Annotated in this window: 15 protein-coding genes; 4 read left to right on the top strand and 11 right to left on the bottom strand. The window is 51.1% G+C overall.

The genetic code is table 11. From position 1 onward, the window contains the following. The first annotated feature begins 158 nt into the window (after window positions 1-158). Window positions 159-2,603: an acyl-CoA dehydrogenase FadE gene (fadE, locus tag RIN69_RS04980; RefSeq protein ID WP_313855966.1), complete on the top strand. Its 2,445-nt coding sequence runs from the start codon at window positions 159-161 to the stop codon at window positions 2,601-2,603. 53 nt (window positions 2,604-2,656) lie between these two features. Here the strand turns inward: fadE and mtnK are convergent, their stop codons facing one another. Continuing rightward, window positions 2,657-3,856: an S-methyl-5-thioribose kinase gene (gene mtnK, locus RIN69_RS04975; RefSeq protein ID WP_313855965.1), complete on the bottom strand. Its 1,200-nt coding sequence runs from the start codon at window positions 3,854-3,856 to the stop codon at window positions 2,657-2,659. A 122-nt stretch (window positions 3,857-3,978) separates the two neighbouring features. Here mtnK and mtnA point away from each other — a divergent pair, with 122 nt between their 5' ends. Continuing rightward, window positions 3,979-5,004: an S-methyl-5-thioribose-1-phosphate isomerase gene (gene mtnA, locus RIN69_RS04970; RefSeq protein WP_313855963.1), complete on the top strand. Its 1,026-nt coding sequence runs from the start codon at window positions 3,979-3,981 to the stop codon at window positions 5,002-5,004. 36 nt (window positions 5,005-5,040) lie between these two features. Here the strand turns inward: mtnA and RIN69_RS04965 are convergent, their stop codons facing one another. The 9 genes from RIN69_RS04965 to RIN69_RS04925 form a co-directional block, all read right to left on the bottom strand. After that, window positions 5,041-5,583, bottom strand: coding sequence for a 1,2-dihydroxy-3-keto-5-methylthiopentene dioxygenase (locus RIN69_RS04965; RefSeq protein ID WP_313855962.1), 543 nt, complete (start codon window positions 5,581-5,583; stop codon window positions 5,041-5,043). Next, a complete protein-coding gene (gene mtnC / locus RIN69_RS04960; RefSeq protein ID WP_313855959.1) occupies window positions 5,580-6,269 on the bottom strand; it encodes an acireductone synthase in 690 nt (229 codons plus the stop codon). Before mtnC ends, RIN69_RS04965 begins: the two co-directional genes overlap by 4 nt. Then, on the bottom strand, window positions 6,266-6,880 hold the full coding sequence (locus tag RIN69_RS04955) for a methylthioribulose 1-phosphate dehydratase (protein ID WP_313855958.1): 615 nt from the start codon (window positions 6,878-6,880) through the stop codon (window positions 6,266-6,268). Before RIN69_RS04955 ends, mtnC begins: the two co-directional genes overlap by 4 nt. A 133-nt stretch (window positions 6,881-7,013) precedes the next feature. Next, window positions 7,014-8,636: a PglL family O-oligosaccharyltransferase gene (locus RIN69_RS04950; RefSeq protein WP_313855957.1), complete on the bottom strand. Its 1,623-nt coding sequence runs from the start codon at window positions 8,634-8,636 to the stop codon at window positions 7,014-7,016. A gap of 12 nt (window positions 8,637-8,648) precedes the next feature. Beyond that, a complete protein-coding gene (locus RIN69_RS04945) occupies window positions 8,649-9,176 on the bottom strand; it encodes a fimbrial protein (protein WP_313855955.1) in 528 nt (175 codons plus the stop codon). A gap of 10 nt (window positions 9,177-9,186) precedes the next feature. Then, the gene (locus tag RIN69_RS04940; protein ID WP_313855953.1) at window positions 9,187-10,164 is read right to left on the bottom strand and encodes a fimbrial protein; all 978 of its coding nucleotides are present in this window, start codon (window positions 10,162-10,164) and stop codon (window positions 9,187-9,189) included. Between the two features lie 12 nt (window positions 10,165-10,176). Then, complete coding sequence (locus tag RIN69_RS04935; RefSeq protein WP_313857604.1) at window positions 10,177-10,923, bottom strand: fimbrial biogenesis chaperone; 747 nt, start codon at window positions 10,921-10,923, stop codon at window positions 10,177-10,179. A 33-nt stretch (window positions 10,924-10,956) separates the two neighbouring features. Continuing rightward, entirely contained in the window at window positions 10,957-13,452 is a 2,496-nt protein-coding gene (locus tag RIN69_RS04930; protein WP_390902498.1) for a fimbria/pilus outer membrane usher protein, read from the bottom strand. A gap of 185 nt (window positions 13,453-13,637) precedes the next feature. Continuing rightward, window positions 13,638-14,165, bottom strand: coding sequence for a fimbrial protein (locus RIN69_RS04925; RefSeq protein WP_313855951.1), 528 nt, complete (start codon window positions 14,163-14,165; stop codon window positions 13,638-13,640). Between the two features lie 1,102 nt (window positions 14,166-15,267). Between RIN69_RS04925 and RIN69_RS04920 the strand changes: the two genes are divergently transcribed. Next, window positions 15,268-16,428 carry a pyridoxal phosphate-dependent aminotransferase gene (locus RIN69_RS04920; protein WP_313855950.1) on the top strand — a complete coding sequence of 387 codons (1,161 nt, stop codon included), beginning with the start codon at window positions 15,268-15,270 and terminating at the stop codon, window positions 16,426-16,428. Continuing rightward, complete coding sequence (locus tag RIN69_RS04915) at window positions 16,416-17,183, top strand: amidohydrolase (protein WP_313855949.1); 768 nt, start codon at window positions 16,416-16,418, stop codon at window positions 17,181-17,183. Before RIN69_RS04920 ends, RIN69_RS04915 begins: the two co-directional genes overlap by 13 nt. A 530-nt stretch (window positions 17,184-17,713) precedes the next feature. On the opposite strand, the gene RIN69_RS04910 is transcribed toward RIN69_RS04915, so the two are convergent. Continuing rightward, complete coding sequence (locus RIN69_RS04910) at window positions 17,714-19,039, bottom strand: nucleobase:cation symporter-2 family protein (RefSeq protein ID WP_313855946.1); 1,326 nt, start codon at window positions 19,037-19,039, stop codon at window positions 17,714-17,716. Window positions 19,040-19,138: the final 99 nt, after the last annotated feature.

Raw genomic sequence — 19,138 nt, 5'->3', positions numbered from 1 at the left:
GCGCAGCACTAGCGGCAGCTTTGACTTTTGATGCGGCCGGAGTGTGAGCCAGGTTGTAATTATTATGTAAACACATTGCTAACAAACCTTATCTGCTCTAAACCTGTAGTAACGGTTTCAACAGGTCAGACCTCTTACTACTTACGGAGCGGTTCATTATGATGGTTCTCAGTATTATCGCGACGATTGTGCTGACAGGCGCACTCTTCTATCACCGCGTAAATCTGATGCTCAGTAGCCTGATTCTACTGGTGTGGACGGCGGCTATGGCGATGTTATCACTCTGGACGCCATGGCTACTGGTGCCACTGGTACTTATCCTGCTGCCGTTTAATCTGCTGTCGGTACGCCGGGCGATGTTCTCTAAACCGATGCTGCAAACTTTTCAGAAAGTCATGCCACCCATGTCGCGCACTGAAAAAGAAGCCATTGATGCCGGTACCACCTGGTGGGAAGGCGATCTGTTTCGCGGCAATCCTGACTGGGAAAAACTGCACAATTATCCGCAGCCGCGCCTGACGGAAGCCGAGCAGGCATTCCTTGATGGTCCGGTAGCCGAAGCCTGCCGTATGGCCAATGACTTTCAGATCACCCATGAGATGGCCGATCTGCCGCCGGAGCTGTGGGCGTATCTGAAAGAACATCGCTTCTTCGCCATGATCATCCAAAAAGAGTATGGCGGGCTGGAATTTTCCGCTTACGCCCAGGCGCAGGTACTGCAAAAACTGGCCGGGATATCGGGTATTCTGGCGATTACCGTTGGCGTGCCGAACTCACTCGGCCCGGGCGAATTGCTGCAGCATTACGGTACTGAAGAGCAGAAAGATCACTATCTGCCACGGCTGGCGCGCGGTCAGGAGATTCCATGCTTTGCCCTGACCAGCCCGGAAGCGGGCTCCGATGCCGGCGCGATTCCCGATATCGGCGTGGTCTGCATGGGCGACTGGCAGGGCCAACAGGTGCTGGGCATGCGCCTGACCTGGAACAAGCGCTATATTACGCTGGCACCTATTGCTACCGTGCTGGGATTGGCGTTCAAACTGTCGGATCCGCAACATCTGCTGGGTGACAGCGAAGATCTGGGCATTACCTGTGCGCTGATTCCGACCAGCACGCCGGGTGTGGAAATTGGCCGTCGCCACTTCCCGCTTAACGTGCCGTTCCAGAACGGTCCGACGCAGGGCCGGGATATTTTCGTTCCGATCGATTACATCATCGGTGGGCCAAAAATGGCCGGCCAGGGCTGGCGCATGCTGGTGGAATGCCTGTCCGTCGGTCGCGGTATTACCCTGCCCTCCAACTCAACCGGTAGCGTAAAAACTATCGCGCTGGCAATAGGTGCTTACGCGCATATTCGTCGTCAGTTCAAACTGCCCATCGGCAAAATGGAAGGGATTGAAGAGCCATTAGCGCGCATCGCCGGTAATGCTTACGTGATGGACGCGGCGGCATCGCTGATTACTTATGGCATCGTGCTGGGAGAAAAACCGGCGGTGCTGTCGGCGATTGTTAAATATCACTGTACTCATCGCGGTCAGCGCGCCATTGTCGATGCCATGGATATCGCCGGTGGCAAAGGCATTATGCTCGGCAGCGGTAATTTCCTCGCCCGCGCTTATCAGGGCGCACCGATTGCGATTACCGTTGAAGGTGCCAATATCCTGACCCGCAGTATGATTATCTTTGGCCAGGGGGCGATTCGCTGTCATCCGTATGTATTGCAGGAAATGGCGGCGGCGCAGAGCAATGACGTTAATGCTTTTGATCGCGCACTGTTCAGCCATATTGGTCACGTTGGCAGTAATAAAATGCGCAGCCTGTGGCTGGGCCTGACCGGCGGGCGCACCAGTAAAACGCCGACCCGCGACGCCACCCGCCGTTACTATCAGCATCTGAACCGCATCAGCGCCAACCTTGCGTTACTGTCGGATATATCGATGTCGGTGCTGGGCGGCAGTCTGAAACGTCGTGAACGAATTTCGGCGCGACTGGGCGATATTCTCAGTCAGCTGTATCTGGCTTCGGCGGCGCTGAAACGCTATGAAGATGAAGGTCGCAACGAAGCGGATCTGCCGCTGGTGCACTGGGGCGTGCAGGATGCACTGAATCAGGCAGAGATCGCCATTGATGACTTGCTGCGCAACTTCCCGAATCGTCTGGTGGCTGGCGTGCTGCGCGTGGTGATTTTCCCGACCGGCCGTCACTGTCGCGCCCCGTCTGATCGTCTCGATCATAAACTGGCGCGAATTCTGCAACTGCCGTCGGCGACACGCAGCCGTTTAGGCCGGGGTCAGTATCTGACGCCTGGTGAAAATAACCCGGCAGGTCAGCTGGAAGAGGCGTTGCAGGATGTGATGGCGGCAGAAGTGATTCACGACCGCCTGTGCAAACAGCTGAAGAAAAATCTGTCGTTTACCCGGCTGGATAAACTGGCAACACGTGGTTTGCAGGAAGGCTGGATCAATGAACAGGAAGCGCAAACGCTGAATCGTGCGGAGCAGAGCCGTCTGCGCTCGATTAACGTCGATGACTTTGACGCCGAAGCGCTGGCGACTCAGCCGCTAAAGGAAGAAAAACCGGCGAGAAAGATTGAGGCGGCGTAAATACTCCTCCAGGGCGGCGTTCCCGCCGCCCGTTTTAATTATATGTACCCCAATCAACCGTTCTGACGAATCCGGGCAATCAGTGCATCAATATCCTGCACGTGAGGTGCCGCCAGAATCAGCGTTTTACCTAAGCTAATCGCATGACGTAAACACTCTTCACGCATCGGCTGGTGATCGATGTTCTTGATATCCGCCACTTGAGAGATACCAACGGTACGACGAATCAGTTCAGTACCACAAAATCCAATCGTGTCCTGCAATACCTTCTGCAAAAACGCCTCGGCATAGCCCGGATACGCCAGAGCCTGGTCGCGGGTTTTCTCTGCCGCCAGCGCGAGGAAACGTGCGGTAAACGCCTGCCACACTTCACGCACATCGGTTAAGCGCTGTTCGCGACCCGCCGCCGCTTCACGCGCAGCCAGCAGGCCCGGCAACGCGCAGTAGTTAATCAGCAGATTGCCCAACGCAGTGCCTACGTCAAAGCCAATCGGGCCATAGAAACCAAATTCAGCATCAATGGCTTTCAGGCTTTCCTGCGTAACAAAGATCGAGCCGCTGTGGATATCACCGTGCAGCAGCGCTTCCGCCTGCGACAGAAAACGATGTTTTAGCCCGGCGACGGCTATTCTCAGCTCGGCATCATCCCGCAGCGTGGCAACATACTCCTCCAGCGATGGCGGATAAGCATTACGTTCATGCACCTGATAGGGATCGTTAAAGAACAGATCCTCAGTCATTTCGCACAGCTCGGGATTGGTAAACCGGATCACATCGGCTTTTTTGGCGTGCGGGTGCTGGAAGAAATCAGAAGTGTGGAACAATGTCTGCGCCAGATATTCACCCAGCTGTTTTGCCGCCTGCGGATAATAACTGCCTTTAACCAACTCACCGCGCCAGATGGCATGATCAGAGAGATCTTCCATCACCATAACCGCGAGATCGGTATCGAAATGGAGAATTTTGACGGTGTGCTGCGGACAGAAACTACCGTGCACCTGCAACGTTTCCGCTTCCAGCCGCGCACGGTCCAGCGTCAGCGGCCAGGATTCGCCTACGCAGCGCACATAAGGCAGCGCCTGCTTAACGATAATCCGGCTCTGCCCTGCGTTATCGAAAATCTTGAACACCAGGTTAAGGTTACCATCGCCAATTTCCTGTGCGTCCACCAGCGAAGCGGGATCGCTCAGACCGCCAAATTGTCGGGCATATTCCACAGCATCGGTGGCAGTGAACGTACGGTATTGCGACATTGCCTTCTTCCTCTCAACACTTTTTATACTTTTATAATCAGAACAAGCCGTTCAGACGTCTATACATCCGCTTTGCATGTTGGCACAATATGCAGCATTAACGCAACAGGGATTTAAATCACATGCAGACACTCAGCACTACCAGCTTACAAGTCCGTGACAATCAGCTTTGGATCCTTGACCAACAGGCGCTGCCGCAACAAAAGATCTGGTGCCCGACGCCCGACGTTGCCACGCTGGTCGGCCATATCAAGGCGCTGCGCGTACGTGGCGCTCCGCTGATCGGCCTGTCTGCCAGCCTGCTGCTGGCTTTGCTGGCAGAAGGTGGCATGCCACAAAACCAGCTGGCAGACGCGCTGGAAGTGCTGCGTGCATCACGGCCGACGGCGGTGAACCTGATGAATAATCTTGATCGTATGAAACAGGCGCTGGCGCAGAAGAATTTCGTTACTGCCCTGAGCTTTGAAGCATTACGCCTGGTGGAAGAGGATAAAGCGCTGTGCAACAGCATCGCCGAGGCCGGTAACGCGCTGATTAAATCCGGCAGTCGCCTGCTGACGCACTGCAATACCGGCGGATTAGCCACTGCTGGTGTCGGCACGGCGTTAGGCGTGATTGCGCTTGCCCATCAGCAGGGCAAAGTGGCAAATGTCTGGGTCGATGAAACCCGTCCGCTGTTACAGGGCGGCCGTCTTACCGCCTGGGAACTGGGTGAGCTGGGGGTGCCTTATCAGCTGATTTGTGATTCGATGGCGGCCAGCCTGATGGCGCAACAACAGGTTGATGCTGTCTGGGTCGGTGCCGACCGCATTGCCGCTAACGGCGATGTGGCGAATAAGATAGGCACTTACAGTCTGGCGGTGCTGGCGCACTATCACCGCATTCCGTTCTATGTCGCGGCACCGCATACCACACTCGACAGCCAGTGCCCTGACGGCGCGGCGATTCCCATTGAGCAGCGTGATGCGCGTGAAGTTACCGGCGTCGCTGGCAGTTTTGGTGATGTGCAGTGGGCACCAGAAAATGCCAGCGTCTATAACCCGGCGTTTGACGTCACGCCTGCGGCGCTGATTAGCGGCTGGATACTGGATACCGGTGTGGTGACGCCAGCGCAGGTTACTGACGGAATTTTTCAGCCGCGCGGTTAGCCAGCGGCACGGGCGGCGAAAATGCCGCCCGAAATATTAAGGCAGGCGTGGATAGGCGTCAGCAATATTGTCGCCGGTAAAATTAGCGATCCAGCCTTCGGCATTATCGAAAATACGAATCGCGGTAAAGTGCGGCGAGGAACCCATATCAAACCAGTGCGGCGTTCCGGCCGGCACCGAGATCAGATCGTTCTTCTCACACAGGATCTGGTAGATCTTACCGTCGAGATGCAGACAGAACAGCCCCGCCCCCTCAACAAAAAAACGCACTTCATCTTCGCCATGGGTATGCTCGGAAAGAAACTTGGTGCGCAGCACCTCTTTCTGCGGGTTATCCGCACGCATACTGATCACATCCCAACTCTGATAGCCCTTTTCAGCCACCAGCCGATCGATCGCATGCTGATAAGCATTGATCACCGTTTCTGCATCGGGATTTTCACCCAGATCGCGATCGGCTTCCCAGCGCTCGAAGCGCACTTCTTTGGCGTTCAGCTGCTGACGAATTTCTTCAGCATCAGTACTGTGCCACACCGGCTGCGTGGCTTCGGTATCGGTGAATATAGTCAGTGCACTCATAAGGAAAACAGCTCCAGGTTGATCTGATCAAAACGGTTTACCTGACGATGGATGCTCTCTGCATCCGCCTCGCCGCGAATTAACTGCACGGTGTGCCAGCCTGCCTGCTGTGCGGCATCCAGTTCCTGATGGATATCGGATAAGAACAGCAGTTCACTGGCGGGAAGATCGATCTGGCTGGCGATATTACGATAGGCGTCGACTTCGCGCTTAGCGCCAACATGGGTATCGAAATAGCCGCTGAATAGCGAAGTAATATCACCTTCGTCGCTATATCCAAATAACAATTTCTGCGCAGCAACCGAACCGGATGAATAAACGTAAAGTGCAATGCCCTGTGATTGCCACTGTTTAAAGGCGGGCAGGACGTCCGGATAGAGATGGCCTTTAAAATCGCCATTCAGATAGCCCTCACGCCAGATCATCCCCTGCAGCGCTTTCAGCGCGGTGGATTTACGATCTTCATCCATAAAGGAAAACAGCGTCTCAGTTAGCTGCTTGATGCTGGCTTCGGGCTGAGCAATCTCCTGACGCAGATCGTTTAACGTGCTGCTGACTGCTGGCTGTTGCTGGTTCTGCACAATAAAGCTTTGCAGATGCTGACGGGCATAAGGAAACAGTACGTTATGGACAAAGCGAATATCGCTGGTCGTGCCTTCAATATCGGTGACAATCGCACGAATCATTTGGCCTCCAGCAGACGGCGTTGCATCTCACATAAAAACAGGAACTCCAGCCCTTCAAGATGGCGCTTAGCCTCGTTGACGTCTTTGCCCCAGCAGGTCAAACCGTGGCCGCGCAGCAGAAAGCCGTAGCGCAGCGGATTGTTCTGGGCAAACTGCTCAATACGTTTTGCCAGCCCATCAATATCCTGATCGTTATCGAACAGTGCAATCGAGACGCTGTCGAGATGTGACTGCTGACCGGCAAGCGTTTTTTGCATTTCATAGCCCTGTAGCACCAGCGCCGCGCCCTTCTCAACCCGTGACAGCACGGTAGAATTGACGGTATGGGTATGCAAAACCGCCCCGGCCTCAGGAAACAGGCGATAAATCAAAGTATGCAGGCCGGTTTCCGCCGACGGCTTACGCCCGGATGGTACCCGGTTAGTGGCGATTTCAACCTGAATAAAATCATCGCGGGTCATACTGCCTTTGTCCTTGCCCGATTCACTGAGTAAGCAGCTGCTTTCATCCTGGCGAACAGACATATTGCCACCGGTTGCCGGTGCCCAGCCCTTGGCACCGATCCAGTGGCAGGCCTCAACCAGCTGGTCTAATTGCGCTAAAACCGTCATGCCTTTCCTTATTTTTCAGGGAGTTGCGGTAGTATACTTTTTGATATTTAGACGTCTAAGCGTCTTGATTGCCAAATACTAACATCGGGCTTTGATGAAATGAAGCGAGAAAAAGCGATGTCGCTTAACCGTGTTACCAGAAACGACTGTCTTGCGGATATAATTTCTGAGCCTGCCGCTTTAACTGCGCGGCGCGTGTTAACTGATTCAACACTCTACTGATCTGAATTAAGTTAAAGTAGGTATTGGCATCGGGCCGCACGCGGATTTCATTCTCCGCCCAACGCTGATATCCCTGCAAAATCTCAGGATCCTGAGTTTGCGAGTAATTCATCATCTGGTGAAGCTGAACATCAAAGTCGTAACGAGCTTGCCAGGGGGTTGGAGTCATCACCTTTGACATCGCGTCAAACTGCTGCAAACCCGTTTTTTCTACTGCGGTAATAATTAATGAGCTGTGCAAACCGTTCAGCATATACAGCATTAACAACGCGGCGATGGCACCGATCCCAATGCGCAGAAGCGGCTGGATTTGCAATGGCATCTCATTTTGACGGCGAACATCACACACCCGCAGCAGCAACAATAGCATTACAGCATGAGCGGCAGACTGATACAGCGGATATTCCAACATCATATGCAGCAAAATCGGCAGCGTTGCCAGCCATACTCCCGGGCGAAGCAAGCGAGGACGCATACGGCGCAGCAATAACCAGCCGCCCCAAGTGATGACGGCAATCCCTGTCAGGCTTAACAGGCCACCTTCAACTCCCCAATACAGCAATTCATTGTGCGGATGGGAGACGCTCTCAATATTGTAATTAATATTGAAATGATTAATAAAATCATGCTCAAAGTGCCCATAGCCCCATCCAAGCCATGGACGCTCAGCAATCATCCGCAGTGCTTCCTGCCAGTAAATTAGCCGGTACAGCACTGGCGCTGCTGAAGTCACTTCACGCGCGGCACCATTAAGCAGCATCAGTACCACACCGCAGAGCACGCCGCTGGCGATCAGCGCCAGGGCATACATCATGCGGCGTGGGTGACTATGCCACAATATGATCAACTGCAAGGGTGTCAGTAAGATTGCTGCCAGCAACCCCACGCGTGAGAGAATCATCATTAAAAGCAGCGGCGCCAGTACCAGCACGCCAGCAATCAATCCCTGACTGATGCGGCCTTTGGTTTGCCTGCGCCCCAGCAAACAGAGCGCCAGCGCCAGGCCGGATGCCATAAAACTGGCCATCACATTAACCTGCTGGAAAATACCGTAGGGCCGGGTATAGTTCGTATCAAATCCCATCCAGCTGCCACTGTAATTTTGCAGCAGAATATATTGTACCAGCCCTAAAATAGCTTCAATGAAAACGGCTGTCAGAAGCAATAAAAGCAGCCGCTGACGCCAGCGATGATCGAGCGGAATTTGCAACAAAGCAAAGTAGAACAATATACCGCTCAGTAATCCCAGCTGGCGCGGCATCACTTCGCTAAGCCACGGTTCTGCACTCCACAGCGCGGGCAACAGCAAAATCACCCCGCCAACTAACAAAGCGGAAAATAGCCGCGAAGAGAATAGAGGGGAACCAGAGAATCGCATGGTAATTATTATCACCAGCATCATCACTATGATTCCAACCATATTCCAGGGCAGATAAAAACCGCTACCACCACGATTCGGCCAGTGGATATGCATAGCAATCAATAAATACCCTGCCAGAATACAACCTGTCACTCGCGTAATGTTTACTGTCACCGAAAACTATCCCTAATTATAACTAAGCTCAAAGTTAGCCACTGAACTAAATGCCCCTGCCGTCACCGTTTTATCGCGAATAGCGTCCGGATGCCCGATCACATTCGCGGAAAATGAGAGGATAGTTTCACCGGTCTGTAACCCGATCGGAGCTGTGGCAGTTCCCAGATTCAGCGCGGCATTATTTTCGTCAAACAATGCCAGTGCCACACCATTATCGCCTTTATTAATTATTAGTTTTCCGGGCAAAACAGGATCTTCCGTACCGGTAAATGTGACATTAACCGATTGTCTTACATTGGTGGAACAACCAGTAAGTTTAATCTCGAACGGTATTTGCGCAGTGTGACCATCGCGATAAATAATTTTATCGACCACCGAGCCGATGTTCACTTTCTGAGCCTGCGACGCAGGATCGATATTACAGGGAGTGGCGACAACGCTACCGCTAAAGTCTATCTGTAGATCGGCGGCAAATGCAGCCGGCGAAAGAACAGTTCCCATGTTGAACAGGATCGCGCTAATCAATAAATGTTTCATCCTGGCTCCATTACAGATAGTTAATTCGCAAGATTAGGCTCTTACTAAAATCGCCTTCCTGACCATCTGCTGTCGCTTCTAACACCGCAGAATAATTCTTGGACACAGAATCACGCCCCGTCATATCGGCAAAAGGCTGAAACTGATTATATTCAATCCACTTTGGATTGCTGTTATCACGGATGCGCATAACCGAACCGTTATCCATATTCAGACCGGTAGCATCCAGCAGGCTGCCATTGACTACAGTGAAGTCGGCATCCAGTTGAAAATCTTCAGAGCAACTGTTTTTGCTGATGCTCAGGTTAAAATCTTTCCGAACGATTTCCCCTTTACCTGCCGCCCAAACTGGCAAGGTGCCAAAATTCACGCCTGAGGGATTATCCAGATTGATTGATACCGCGCATTGAATAACCTCAATTTTCGTCATGCCGGTTAAAAAGAAGCTGTAGTTCTTACCCGGTTGATTATTAATTCCATATTCACCATCCAACTGTAAAGCTTGCACCCTGTCTGTGGTAACGGGATTGATAGTTCCGCTTTTTTCAAGATAAATTTGAAATCTGATAGTCGCGGTCGTCCAATTGTCCTTATTGGCATATATATCTGTTCGCTTCTTATTATTATTGATCCCCAAATCGGCACCGTTATATATAATCCCCATCTTAATCCCCGGCGCGAAAACAGGCTGGTTCGGCGTTGGATAAAAATAGACATATTCCGCAGGAACATTTTCGTATGCCTTACAAACCACGGTACGGGTCCTCTCTTCTGAGGTCCATAACCGGCTGCCGACTGGCAAGGTAGCCGGTACCTTCAGCGTACCTATATCCACAACTTCTTCCGTTGTACCACCAGGCACATTCATATAGCATTCCAGTGCCTGCGTTTTAAAACTGACACCCAGAAAACACAGTAGAATAAATATCAGCCGCCCTGTGCCCCAGTCAGATTTAATTTTGTTTATTCTCAAGCCAGAAATTCCCATAAGTTTATCCTTTTACTTTTTACTGGCTGGCGTAACGCGGCAAAGTTGGTTACTGCAGGTAAAATGTAACTGCGGGTAACCACCATGATCGTTGATATAACTCACCGTAAAGCTGCTAAGCTTTAAATTGGGTAGCGCCAGGGTTTCTGATGAGTTCGGCGCTATCATTAGCGCTTTAAATTCATCAACCTTTTCCCCTTCCGACTTTTTGGTTGTTTGCTTCATATTAAGCAACGTGACGTAAAACGGTGTCGGATTTTCCACAATCAAACCTGTACTGGTCTGACGGAATACCAGCTTCTCCTGCCACACTGCATCTTTCGCTGCCACAATCGCTTTTGGTCGATAGAACACTTTAATTTTGGTCTGTAGTGCCAGCTGTAAAGAATTGGGCTGCTCACTTTTTGGCGGTATTTCTCGCAGATTAAAATAGAACAGCGACTCACGATCCTGCGGCAATTGGCTGGCCTCAGGGAGCTGAGTTATCCGCACCACGCTACTTTCACCCGGCTCAACGCGCTGAATAGGCGGCAGAACCATCAATGGGCCGTCAATGGACTGTAACTGAGCATCATCCAGCCACGCCTGGGCAAGGAAAGGATATTGTTTATTCTCATTGGTAATATTTATACTGATAGACTTCTGATCGCTAACATATATAACGCGGGTACGATCCAATGTTATAGCTGCGCTGGCATGTGGAATCACAGTTCCCCACAGCAAGCCTGCGGCGATTAAATTGAGGTTTACCGACTTCATCATACAATTTGACTCCCACGGGTGTGATTTCATTTAAAGTGCATTACAGGGCAGTAACAGCCGGGTAAGAGGCTTTTCGCTTGCAGGCAGGCTAAGGGTGCATTGCGGTTGGCCCTGCCAGAAAAGTGTCAGTTTCTCTCCGGGCTTGATGCCGGTCAGATACGCCACGCCTTTTTCGTTGACTAACGCCGCCTCGCGGCCTTTTGCTGTCATTATTGTGGCGCCAAATGGCGGCTCACTGCCGTCGTCCAGGCGAATGGTGGCAAGCACTTTATATCCCTGAACCACTTCAAAGTGACGGTAGCCAATCGCCCCCTCGGTCAACGTGCTTTGCACTACCGCACGGGTTGCTTCAACATCATCACTCAACTGGTTGACATCAATACGTGTATCAACGTTGTAGTAGCTGCTGACGTCAGAGATCACCGCCAGACCATAACGATTGCTGTACGCGCGCCCATTATTAATCGGTACTCCGGCGACACCATCGGTATCCAGCATCAATCGGCTGCCGCCATTACCGCTATTCTGATGAGCAGCAATGCCGTGTCGGGTGGCAGTTACGCCGCCCCGCAGGGTCGCGCCCAGCGAGGTATAACTATCCTGTTGCCAGCCAACATTGGCATTCAATGTGCCGGAAGGTGCAGAGTGGGAGTACCAGGCGCTCGACATGAGCTTGCCCGTCTGATTGTGGCCGGCCCGCAGCTGCCAGCTGTTATTTAAGTCGCTGAAATCATCCACGGAAGCACTCTGGGTAATTTCATTATTGTTGGTCTGAAGGCTATAACCGATACGTCGATGATCGCCCAGCGGCAGCGTAACGTTTAACATTGCGCTGTCGTCAGTACGCCCCTGATAATCACTGCGATAAGCGGATAACGATGCGCTGATGCCACTAATTCCCGCCAGATTGAACATTCTGCTGGCAGAAAGCCCGTAACGATTGACCGAGCGGGAATCCCAGTAAGTCTGGTGCGAATAACTCAGATAAACCGTTATTGCCTGTGCACTGTCATCTGCCATAAACGTTTTATTGGCAGTGAGGGTATAAAGCTCTTTATCCTGGCGCGTAAACATTTCGTCACGGTAATTTGCCTGCAAAAACTGCTGCATATTCATAAAATTACGTTGCGAAAATCGATAACCAGCAAACGTGATCTGGCTGTTTAATTCTTCAAAACGTTTGGCATAATTCAGACGAAATGATTTGCCAGTGGCTACAGGGGCATTTGGCAAACGTGCATAAGACTGAGTCACATCTGCTGATAACGCACCAAACACATTTAAATCACGCCCCAGGCCTAATGAGGCAGCGTTATAGTCGCCGCCAATCAATGCTCCACCAAACAGCGACCAGGCATTCGTTATCCCCCAGGAAAAATCACTGGAGGAAAAAATCGGCCCGCGAAGTTGATGATCAGGCGTGGAAGGTTGGCCCAGCGCCACGTTATAACGCACATAGCCGGGACGCGTCAGGTAAGGAATGGTCGCTGTATCAATCTGAAAACTGGATATTGAGCCATCTTGTTCTTCTACTTTAACCTCGAGCCGCCCTTGTACCGAACTGCTCAGATCCTGAATCACAAAAGGGCCTGCCGGCACGGTGGTTTCATACAAGGTACGTCCCTGTTGTGAGACGGTCACTTTGGCATTACTTCTCGCGATACCGCGCACTTCGGGTGCATAGCCGCGCAGCTTTGGCGGCAACATCCGTTCATCGCTGGCGACACTCGCCCCGGTGTAACGGAAGCTGTCGAAAACCGCTGAGTTGAGATATGCCTCTCCAACCATCACTTTTGCCGCGTACTCAGGCAAAGCGCGCCAGGCATAAACCTGAGTCAGCGATGAATCCGTATTGTGCTGGCTGCCCTGACGTTGAAGACTGGCCTGATAATCAGCTCGTAGCCGCCACGGGCCGGCATTACTGCCCAGCGTACCGTAGCTGGTAAGGCTATCCGCGGTAATACTGCTGTCCTGCTGGCGGCTGGTTAACGCATTGATATTGTAATCCAGCAGAATACCCGGCAGACCGTTATCCCACTGCTCTGGTGGCGTCCAGTTCGAGTCGGAATATTTCATCCATGCCTGGGGTACGGTTATCTCCAGCACACCGCGACCTATGCGGTTGGATACCGTAATTCCGGGCAATGCGCTGATATCAGCACAAGCGTCGTTGTACCAAAGCGTAATTTGTTTAGCCGCTTCCGGCTTCAGTGCCATTTGCTTAATCAGGTCTGGTGGCAGACAGACCCGCGGTTGCCCTGGGTTGTTTGCATCAGTTAAGTACTGAATTGTGCGTTGAGGGAACGTTTGTTGATTTATTTTAATTTCCAGCAAATAACTGCCGGGTAAAACTGAATGCGGCTCGGAAAAACGAGAAAGATCTACTTTGCTACGTTTTCCTGTCGCCAGCACTTCAGTATTAAATTCAGTAACGGAGTAAACAGGAAAACCGCTAAATGCTGAACTTAAAACAATCAGATTTACTATTCTTCGCTTGCGAAAAAAAAACATAATGAACTCAGTCATTCTAAATCCATGAACATCATTAAAAGTCCGTTTCCGTCAGAAAGAATCACAAAGCAGTTAAGGGAAAACTTAAATAAAGTAATTTACTTTATTCATTAACTTCTCCTGCCCGCGATTAATCTGGCTAAGTTCGTTCTCGCCAATCAGAAATAATGAGGATGCCAGTATGACATCCTCATTAAATTTTACTGGTAAGCGACTTCGAAGTTCACAGTACTATTAAAGCGTCCTGGAACCACAGCGGCTGAAGCATTGCTGTGTTTGAGTGAGGCATTAAATGTCAGCGTGGCATTACCATTGCCCAGATTGAGCGGAGCGGTAGCAGTATGCGGTTTAATATCCTTACCAGCTGGGTCAACCAGTCTGATACCCGCGCCGCTTGCGGTACCATTCAGAGCAAATAAATTGGCATTGGCTGGATCGGCCAGTCCATTAAAGGTAAAGGTAATTTGATCATTGGTGGTGTTAACATCACAACCCTGCAGTTCGATGTTAAAAGGCTGCGGCGTGGATTCTCCAACAGTGGTCAGCACCCTGTTACTGACCTGACCCATCGCAATAGTCTGGTCGGTCGTTCCTGGAGAAATACTGCATGGCGCATTAACAATATCGCCCTCGAAAGTCACAGTGCCACTTCCCTGACCAGCTGCATAAGCAACAGAAGAGGTAACCAGAGTCATTGCTGTTGCCAGCATAATTGCATTCAATTTCATTTTTTAAATTTCCTTATTTAATAATAGCCATTACATTGCTTATCGCCCTGACTTTCCAAACTACAGAAATCCAGACGCAAAACATCGGGCTTATTAATAGCCAATGTTATAAGTAATATTTGAGCTTCCATTTCACAGAACGATTATATTGAAGTATCTAAACCCACAATCATATTTTCATCATGATTGACGGGGCGTCATATTCACACACTTGCTTCGCGAGGCAAAGAAAAAAAATCACACAAGCACATAAAAATAATAATAACCCCCACCCCACCACTCAATACAACATAAAACACCAACCAAAATAAAAATAACAGCCATAAAATCTATAAATATCAAATAACTAAAAACATAGTATCGCAAAATGATTATTACTGTAAATTTAACACCATAATCGCGCATTGTTCAGAAAAATAAATGAAGCCTCAACAGCGTGTATTTAACAATAATAATGTCACCTGCCTTCCGCATAAAGATTTACTTTACCCAATCAAATAAAGGAGTTAGAGATCACCCATAAAAAATTAAATGTCATTGCGATATTTTTTTTCTGATTATTCTCCCCTGACATTCATCAGAACAGGACTCTACTGTTCTTAATCCTTTAACATCATTAGGTAATAACATAAGAGTAAAATCAGAAGGTTTAAACTATAACTATTAACCTGGCGCACTCAATGCAAAAGGAAGTCAGTTATTAATTATCCTGCTATGCATTAAATTATTCATGAAAAGCTGGAAAACCACTCATTCCTGATAAAGATGAGGGTATCTCGCTGGAAATAACTGGATAAAGGGTAAGTTGCCCTGATAGAGAAAACACTTCAAACATACTGCACTAACGAATTAATTTAATGTTATTCCTAAAAAATGATGTTTTCTCCTGTCATTTAACCCTGACACGCCATCAAAACCTATCGGATTAGTACTAACTTAAGTCGATCCCCCTTAGATGCGGTTTTATAGGGCTGAGGATAATCCCTCAGAATCGGCTTTGCCGTTGTCCCGCTAACCTGAGGCGTCAGGCCAATTCACTATGCTATAGTGGCAATAATCCAGCTTTAACCTCACAGACATCAGCCCGAAAGGTCAACCAGCCATGAGTCAGACACCCTTGATTCCCGAAAGCAAACTTCCGGCACTCGGCACCACTATTTTCTCGCAAATGAGCGCACTGGCGCAGCAGTATCAGGCGATTAACCTGTCGCAGGGTTTTCCGGATTTTGACGGCCCACGTTTTTTGCAGGAGCGGCTGGCATATCATGTCAGCCAGGGCGCCAACCAGTATGCGCCGATGACGGGTGTGCAGCCGCTGCGTGAAGCCATTGCTGATAAAACCGCTGAGCTTTATGGCCACAAGCCTGACGCCAACAGCGATATCACCGTCACCGCCGGAGCGACGGAAGCATTGTATGCCGCGATTACCGCACTGGTGCGGCCAGGTGATGAAGTGATCTGCTTCGATCCGAGCTACGACAGCTATGCACCTGCGGTGACGCTGGCCGGCGGCGTGATGAAGCGCATCGCGCTGCAACCACCGGGATTCAAGGTTGACTGGCAACAGTTTGCCTCACTGCTGTCGGAGCGTACACGGCTGGTCATCCTCAATACGCCGCATAATCCTTCCGCCAGCGTCTGGCTGAAAAGCGATTTTGCCGCGCTGTGGGAAGCGATTGCTGAGCAGGAAATTTATGTGCTGAGTGATGAAGTGTACGAGCACATCTGTTTTGCCGCAGAGGGCCACGTCAGCGTGCTGGCGCATCCCCAGCTGCGTCAGCGGGCGGTTGCCGTCTCTTCATTCGGTAAAACCTTCCATATGACCGGCTGGAAAGTCGGTTATTGCGTGGCACCAGCGGCGATCAGTGCAGAAATTCGTAAAGTGCATCAATATCTGACCTTTGCAGTCAATACTCCGGCCCAACTGGCCATCGCCGATATGCTGCGTGCTGAGCCGGAACACTATCGTGAGCTGCCGGCGTTCTACCGTGCGCGGCGTGACCGTTTTGTGCAGGCGCTGGCTGACAGCCGCCTGGAGATCCTGCCATGCGAAGGTACCTATTTCTTGCTGGCTGATTACAGCGCCATTTCCGATCTTGATGACGTCAGTTTCTGCCAGTGGCTGACAAAAGAAGTTGGCGTGGCCGCGATTCCGCTGTCGGTATTCTGCGCTGATGAATTTCCTCATAAACTGATCCGCCTGTGCTTCGCCAAACAGGAAGCCACGCTGGACGCTGCTGCGGAGCGACTGTGTCAACTCTAAAACTCACGCTACTGCAACAGCCGCTGGTGTGGATGGATGGCGAAGCGAATTTGCGCCACTTCGCCAGCCTGCTGGCGGATATTAAGCAACGCGACCTGATTATTCTGCCGGAGATGTTTACCACTGGTTTCGCCATGGAAGCGGCGCAGCGTTCACTGCCTCAGGCACGCGTGCTTGAGTGGTTACAGGCGCAGGCTAAGTCGACCCATGCAATGGTTGGTGGCAGTGCGGCAATTCAGACTGCAACAGGGGCGGTTAACCGTTTTATGCTGGTTGAGCCTAATGGCACGCTGCACAGCTATGATAAGCGTCATCTGTTTCGTATGGCGGATGAACATCATCACTATCAGGCTGGCGATCGTCGTATGATTGTTGAATGGCGCGGCTGGCGTATTTTGCCACAGATCTGCTACGACCTGCGTTTTCCGGTGTTCTCACGTAATCAAAATGATTATGACCTGGCGCTGTATGTTGCCAACTGGCCAGCCGCACGCGCGTTACACTGGCAGTCACTGCTGCTGGCGCGTGCTATTGAGAATCAGGCGTATATTGCGGGTTGTAATCGAACCGGTAGTGACGGTAATCATCATCAGTACAGCGGTGACAGCCGCATCATCAGCCCGCAGGGTGAACTGCTGGCGACTGCTGAGCCTCATCAGCCCGCGCGACTGGATGCAGAGCTGTCACTGGAAAATTTGCGTGAATATCGTGAAAAGTTTCCAGCCTGGCGCGATGCCGATGCCTTTCGTTTATAGCTGAATTAATTGGCAGGGAGCGCGCTCCCTGCACATTAGTTATTATTTTAAAGCCTACTGCATCTGCCCTGGTTATACGGTAATCAATAGCACAGCAGCTGCCCAAAGGGGGGGGGGAGGACCGCTGAAGTGTATTTTCCATAAATAATAATGAATCACACTAAATATAAGGCTTATAGTTTATTACCATATTATATCACCGCGTGCTTTCCATTATTTCTTCCGCTGGTTTGGCCTGAATAACTTTTGCTACCGGGCAATTATGTCAACAAATTCGCCTGATGCAAATCAGCGATCCCCTTCTGTTAGCGGTACAGGCAACTAAGATAAATTATTATATCCACCTTAGTTTTCAATCAGAAAAGTGTCAGAGTGCCAGAAAAGGCCAGTAATAATGGACAGCAATTGGGGATAATAAAGCGATAAATTCCATATAGTGGCAAAATAGACTGAGATTTATTTAGCCATAACTATAACGGAGATGCGTAATGATCGGGGGAAAATTGATTTTTCGCCCCGGACAGTGTTAATTAAGAGCGTATGCTGATGGTCTCGCCGCGTTTCAGGCAGTTAAACAGGATATTCAGGCTGACAGAAACCAGGCAAGCGGCGCTGATGCCGGAATGTAATAACGTGCGCACCCACCCCGGAAACTGGTCATAAAATGCTGGCATCACGATAGGGATCATACCGAAGGCGATTGAGGTGGCGACAATGACCAGGTTCATATTATCTTTATAGTCGACTTTTGCCAGAGTACGAATACCACTGGCGGCCACGGTGCCAAACAGCACCACTCCAGCCCCACCCAATACCGGCATCGGAATACAGGCCACCACCCGCCCCAGAACCGGCAGCAGACCAAGGATCACTAAAATAACTCCACCCGCCGCCACGACATAGCGGCTCTTGATACCGGTCATCGCCACCAGTCCGATATTCTGTGCAAAAGCGCTCTGCGGGAAAGAGTTAAACAGCGGCGCCAGCGCGCTGGTCAGCATGTCGGCGCGAAGCCCACTGGCTATCCGCTTACCGTCAATCTCGGTTTCGACAATTTCGCTGACGGCAATTAATCCGGCTGTGGTTTCGGTTAATAACACCAGCACGATCAGCAGCATCGACAGAATAGCGGCGAGATCAAATACCGGCAGGCCAAAACTCATCACGCCAGGCAGCGCGACAAAATCCCCCTGCATCACCGCCGAGAAATCGGTTTTGCCGCTGATAACCGCAAACAGCGTACCCACCAGCATCGCCAGTAATATCGCCAGCCGTTTTAGTCCGCCATTGCCGAGCTTATTCAGCAGCAGGATCACCGCCAGCGTCAGCGCCGCCAGGCCAATATTGGACGGTGCGCCCCAGTCGGCAGCTTTCGCATTGCCGCCCATCGCCCAACGCGCCGCAACCGGCATTAACGACAGGCCAATAATGGTGATCACCGTACCGGTCACCACCGGCGGAAAAAAACGAATGATATGGGCGAAGAACGGCGCAATCAGTAAGCCAATCAGCGAAGAAGCTATCACCGCACCAAATACCACCGGCAGCCCGCCGCCGCCGCTGACAATCGTCACCATGGTCGCCACACCGGCAAAAGAGACACCCTGCACCAGCGGCAGCCGCGAACCAAAGCCAGGCAGACCTAACGCTTGCAGCAGGGTGGCAAAGCCACTGACAAACAGCGCGGCGGTTACCAGCATGCCAATCTCGCTGGCATGCAGGCCAGCGGCGGAGCCAATGATCAGTGGCGGCGCAATAATGCCTCCGTACATGGTCAATACGTGTTGCAGTCCCCAGGCGAAAGTTTTTCCTGCCGGGTAACGCGTGTCTTCAGGCCTGACGCGAGTGAGACTCATGGTGGATGACCTCAACATAACTGTAGGGGAGCGTTTCCGACTCCCGTTGCGATGATTAGCACGCGCGGCGAGAATGCCACCGCTGGACTGATAATCGAT

The sequence above is a fragment of the Winslowiella toletana genome, assembly GCF_032164335.1.
Classification (GTDB): domain Bacteria; phylum Pseudomonadota; class Gammaproteobacteria; order Enterobacterales; family Enterobacteriaceae; genus Erwinia; species Erwinia toletana_A.
The sequence above is the reverse complement of the archived record's forward strand: the minus strand, read 5'-3'. Positions and strand labels throughout refer to the sequence as shown.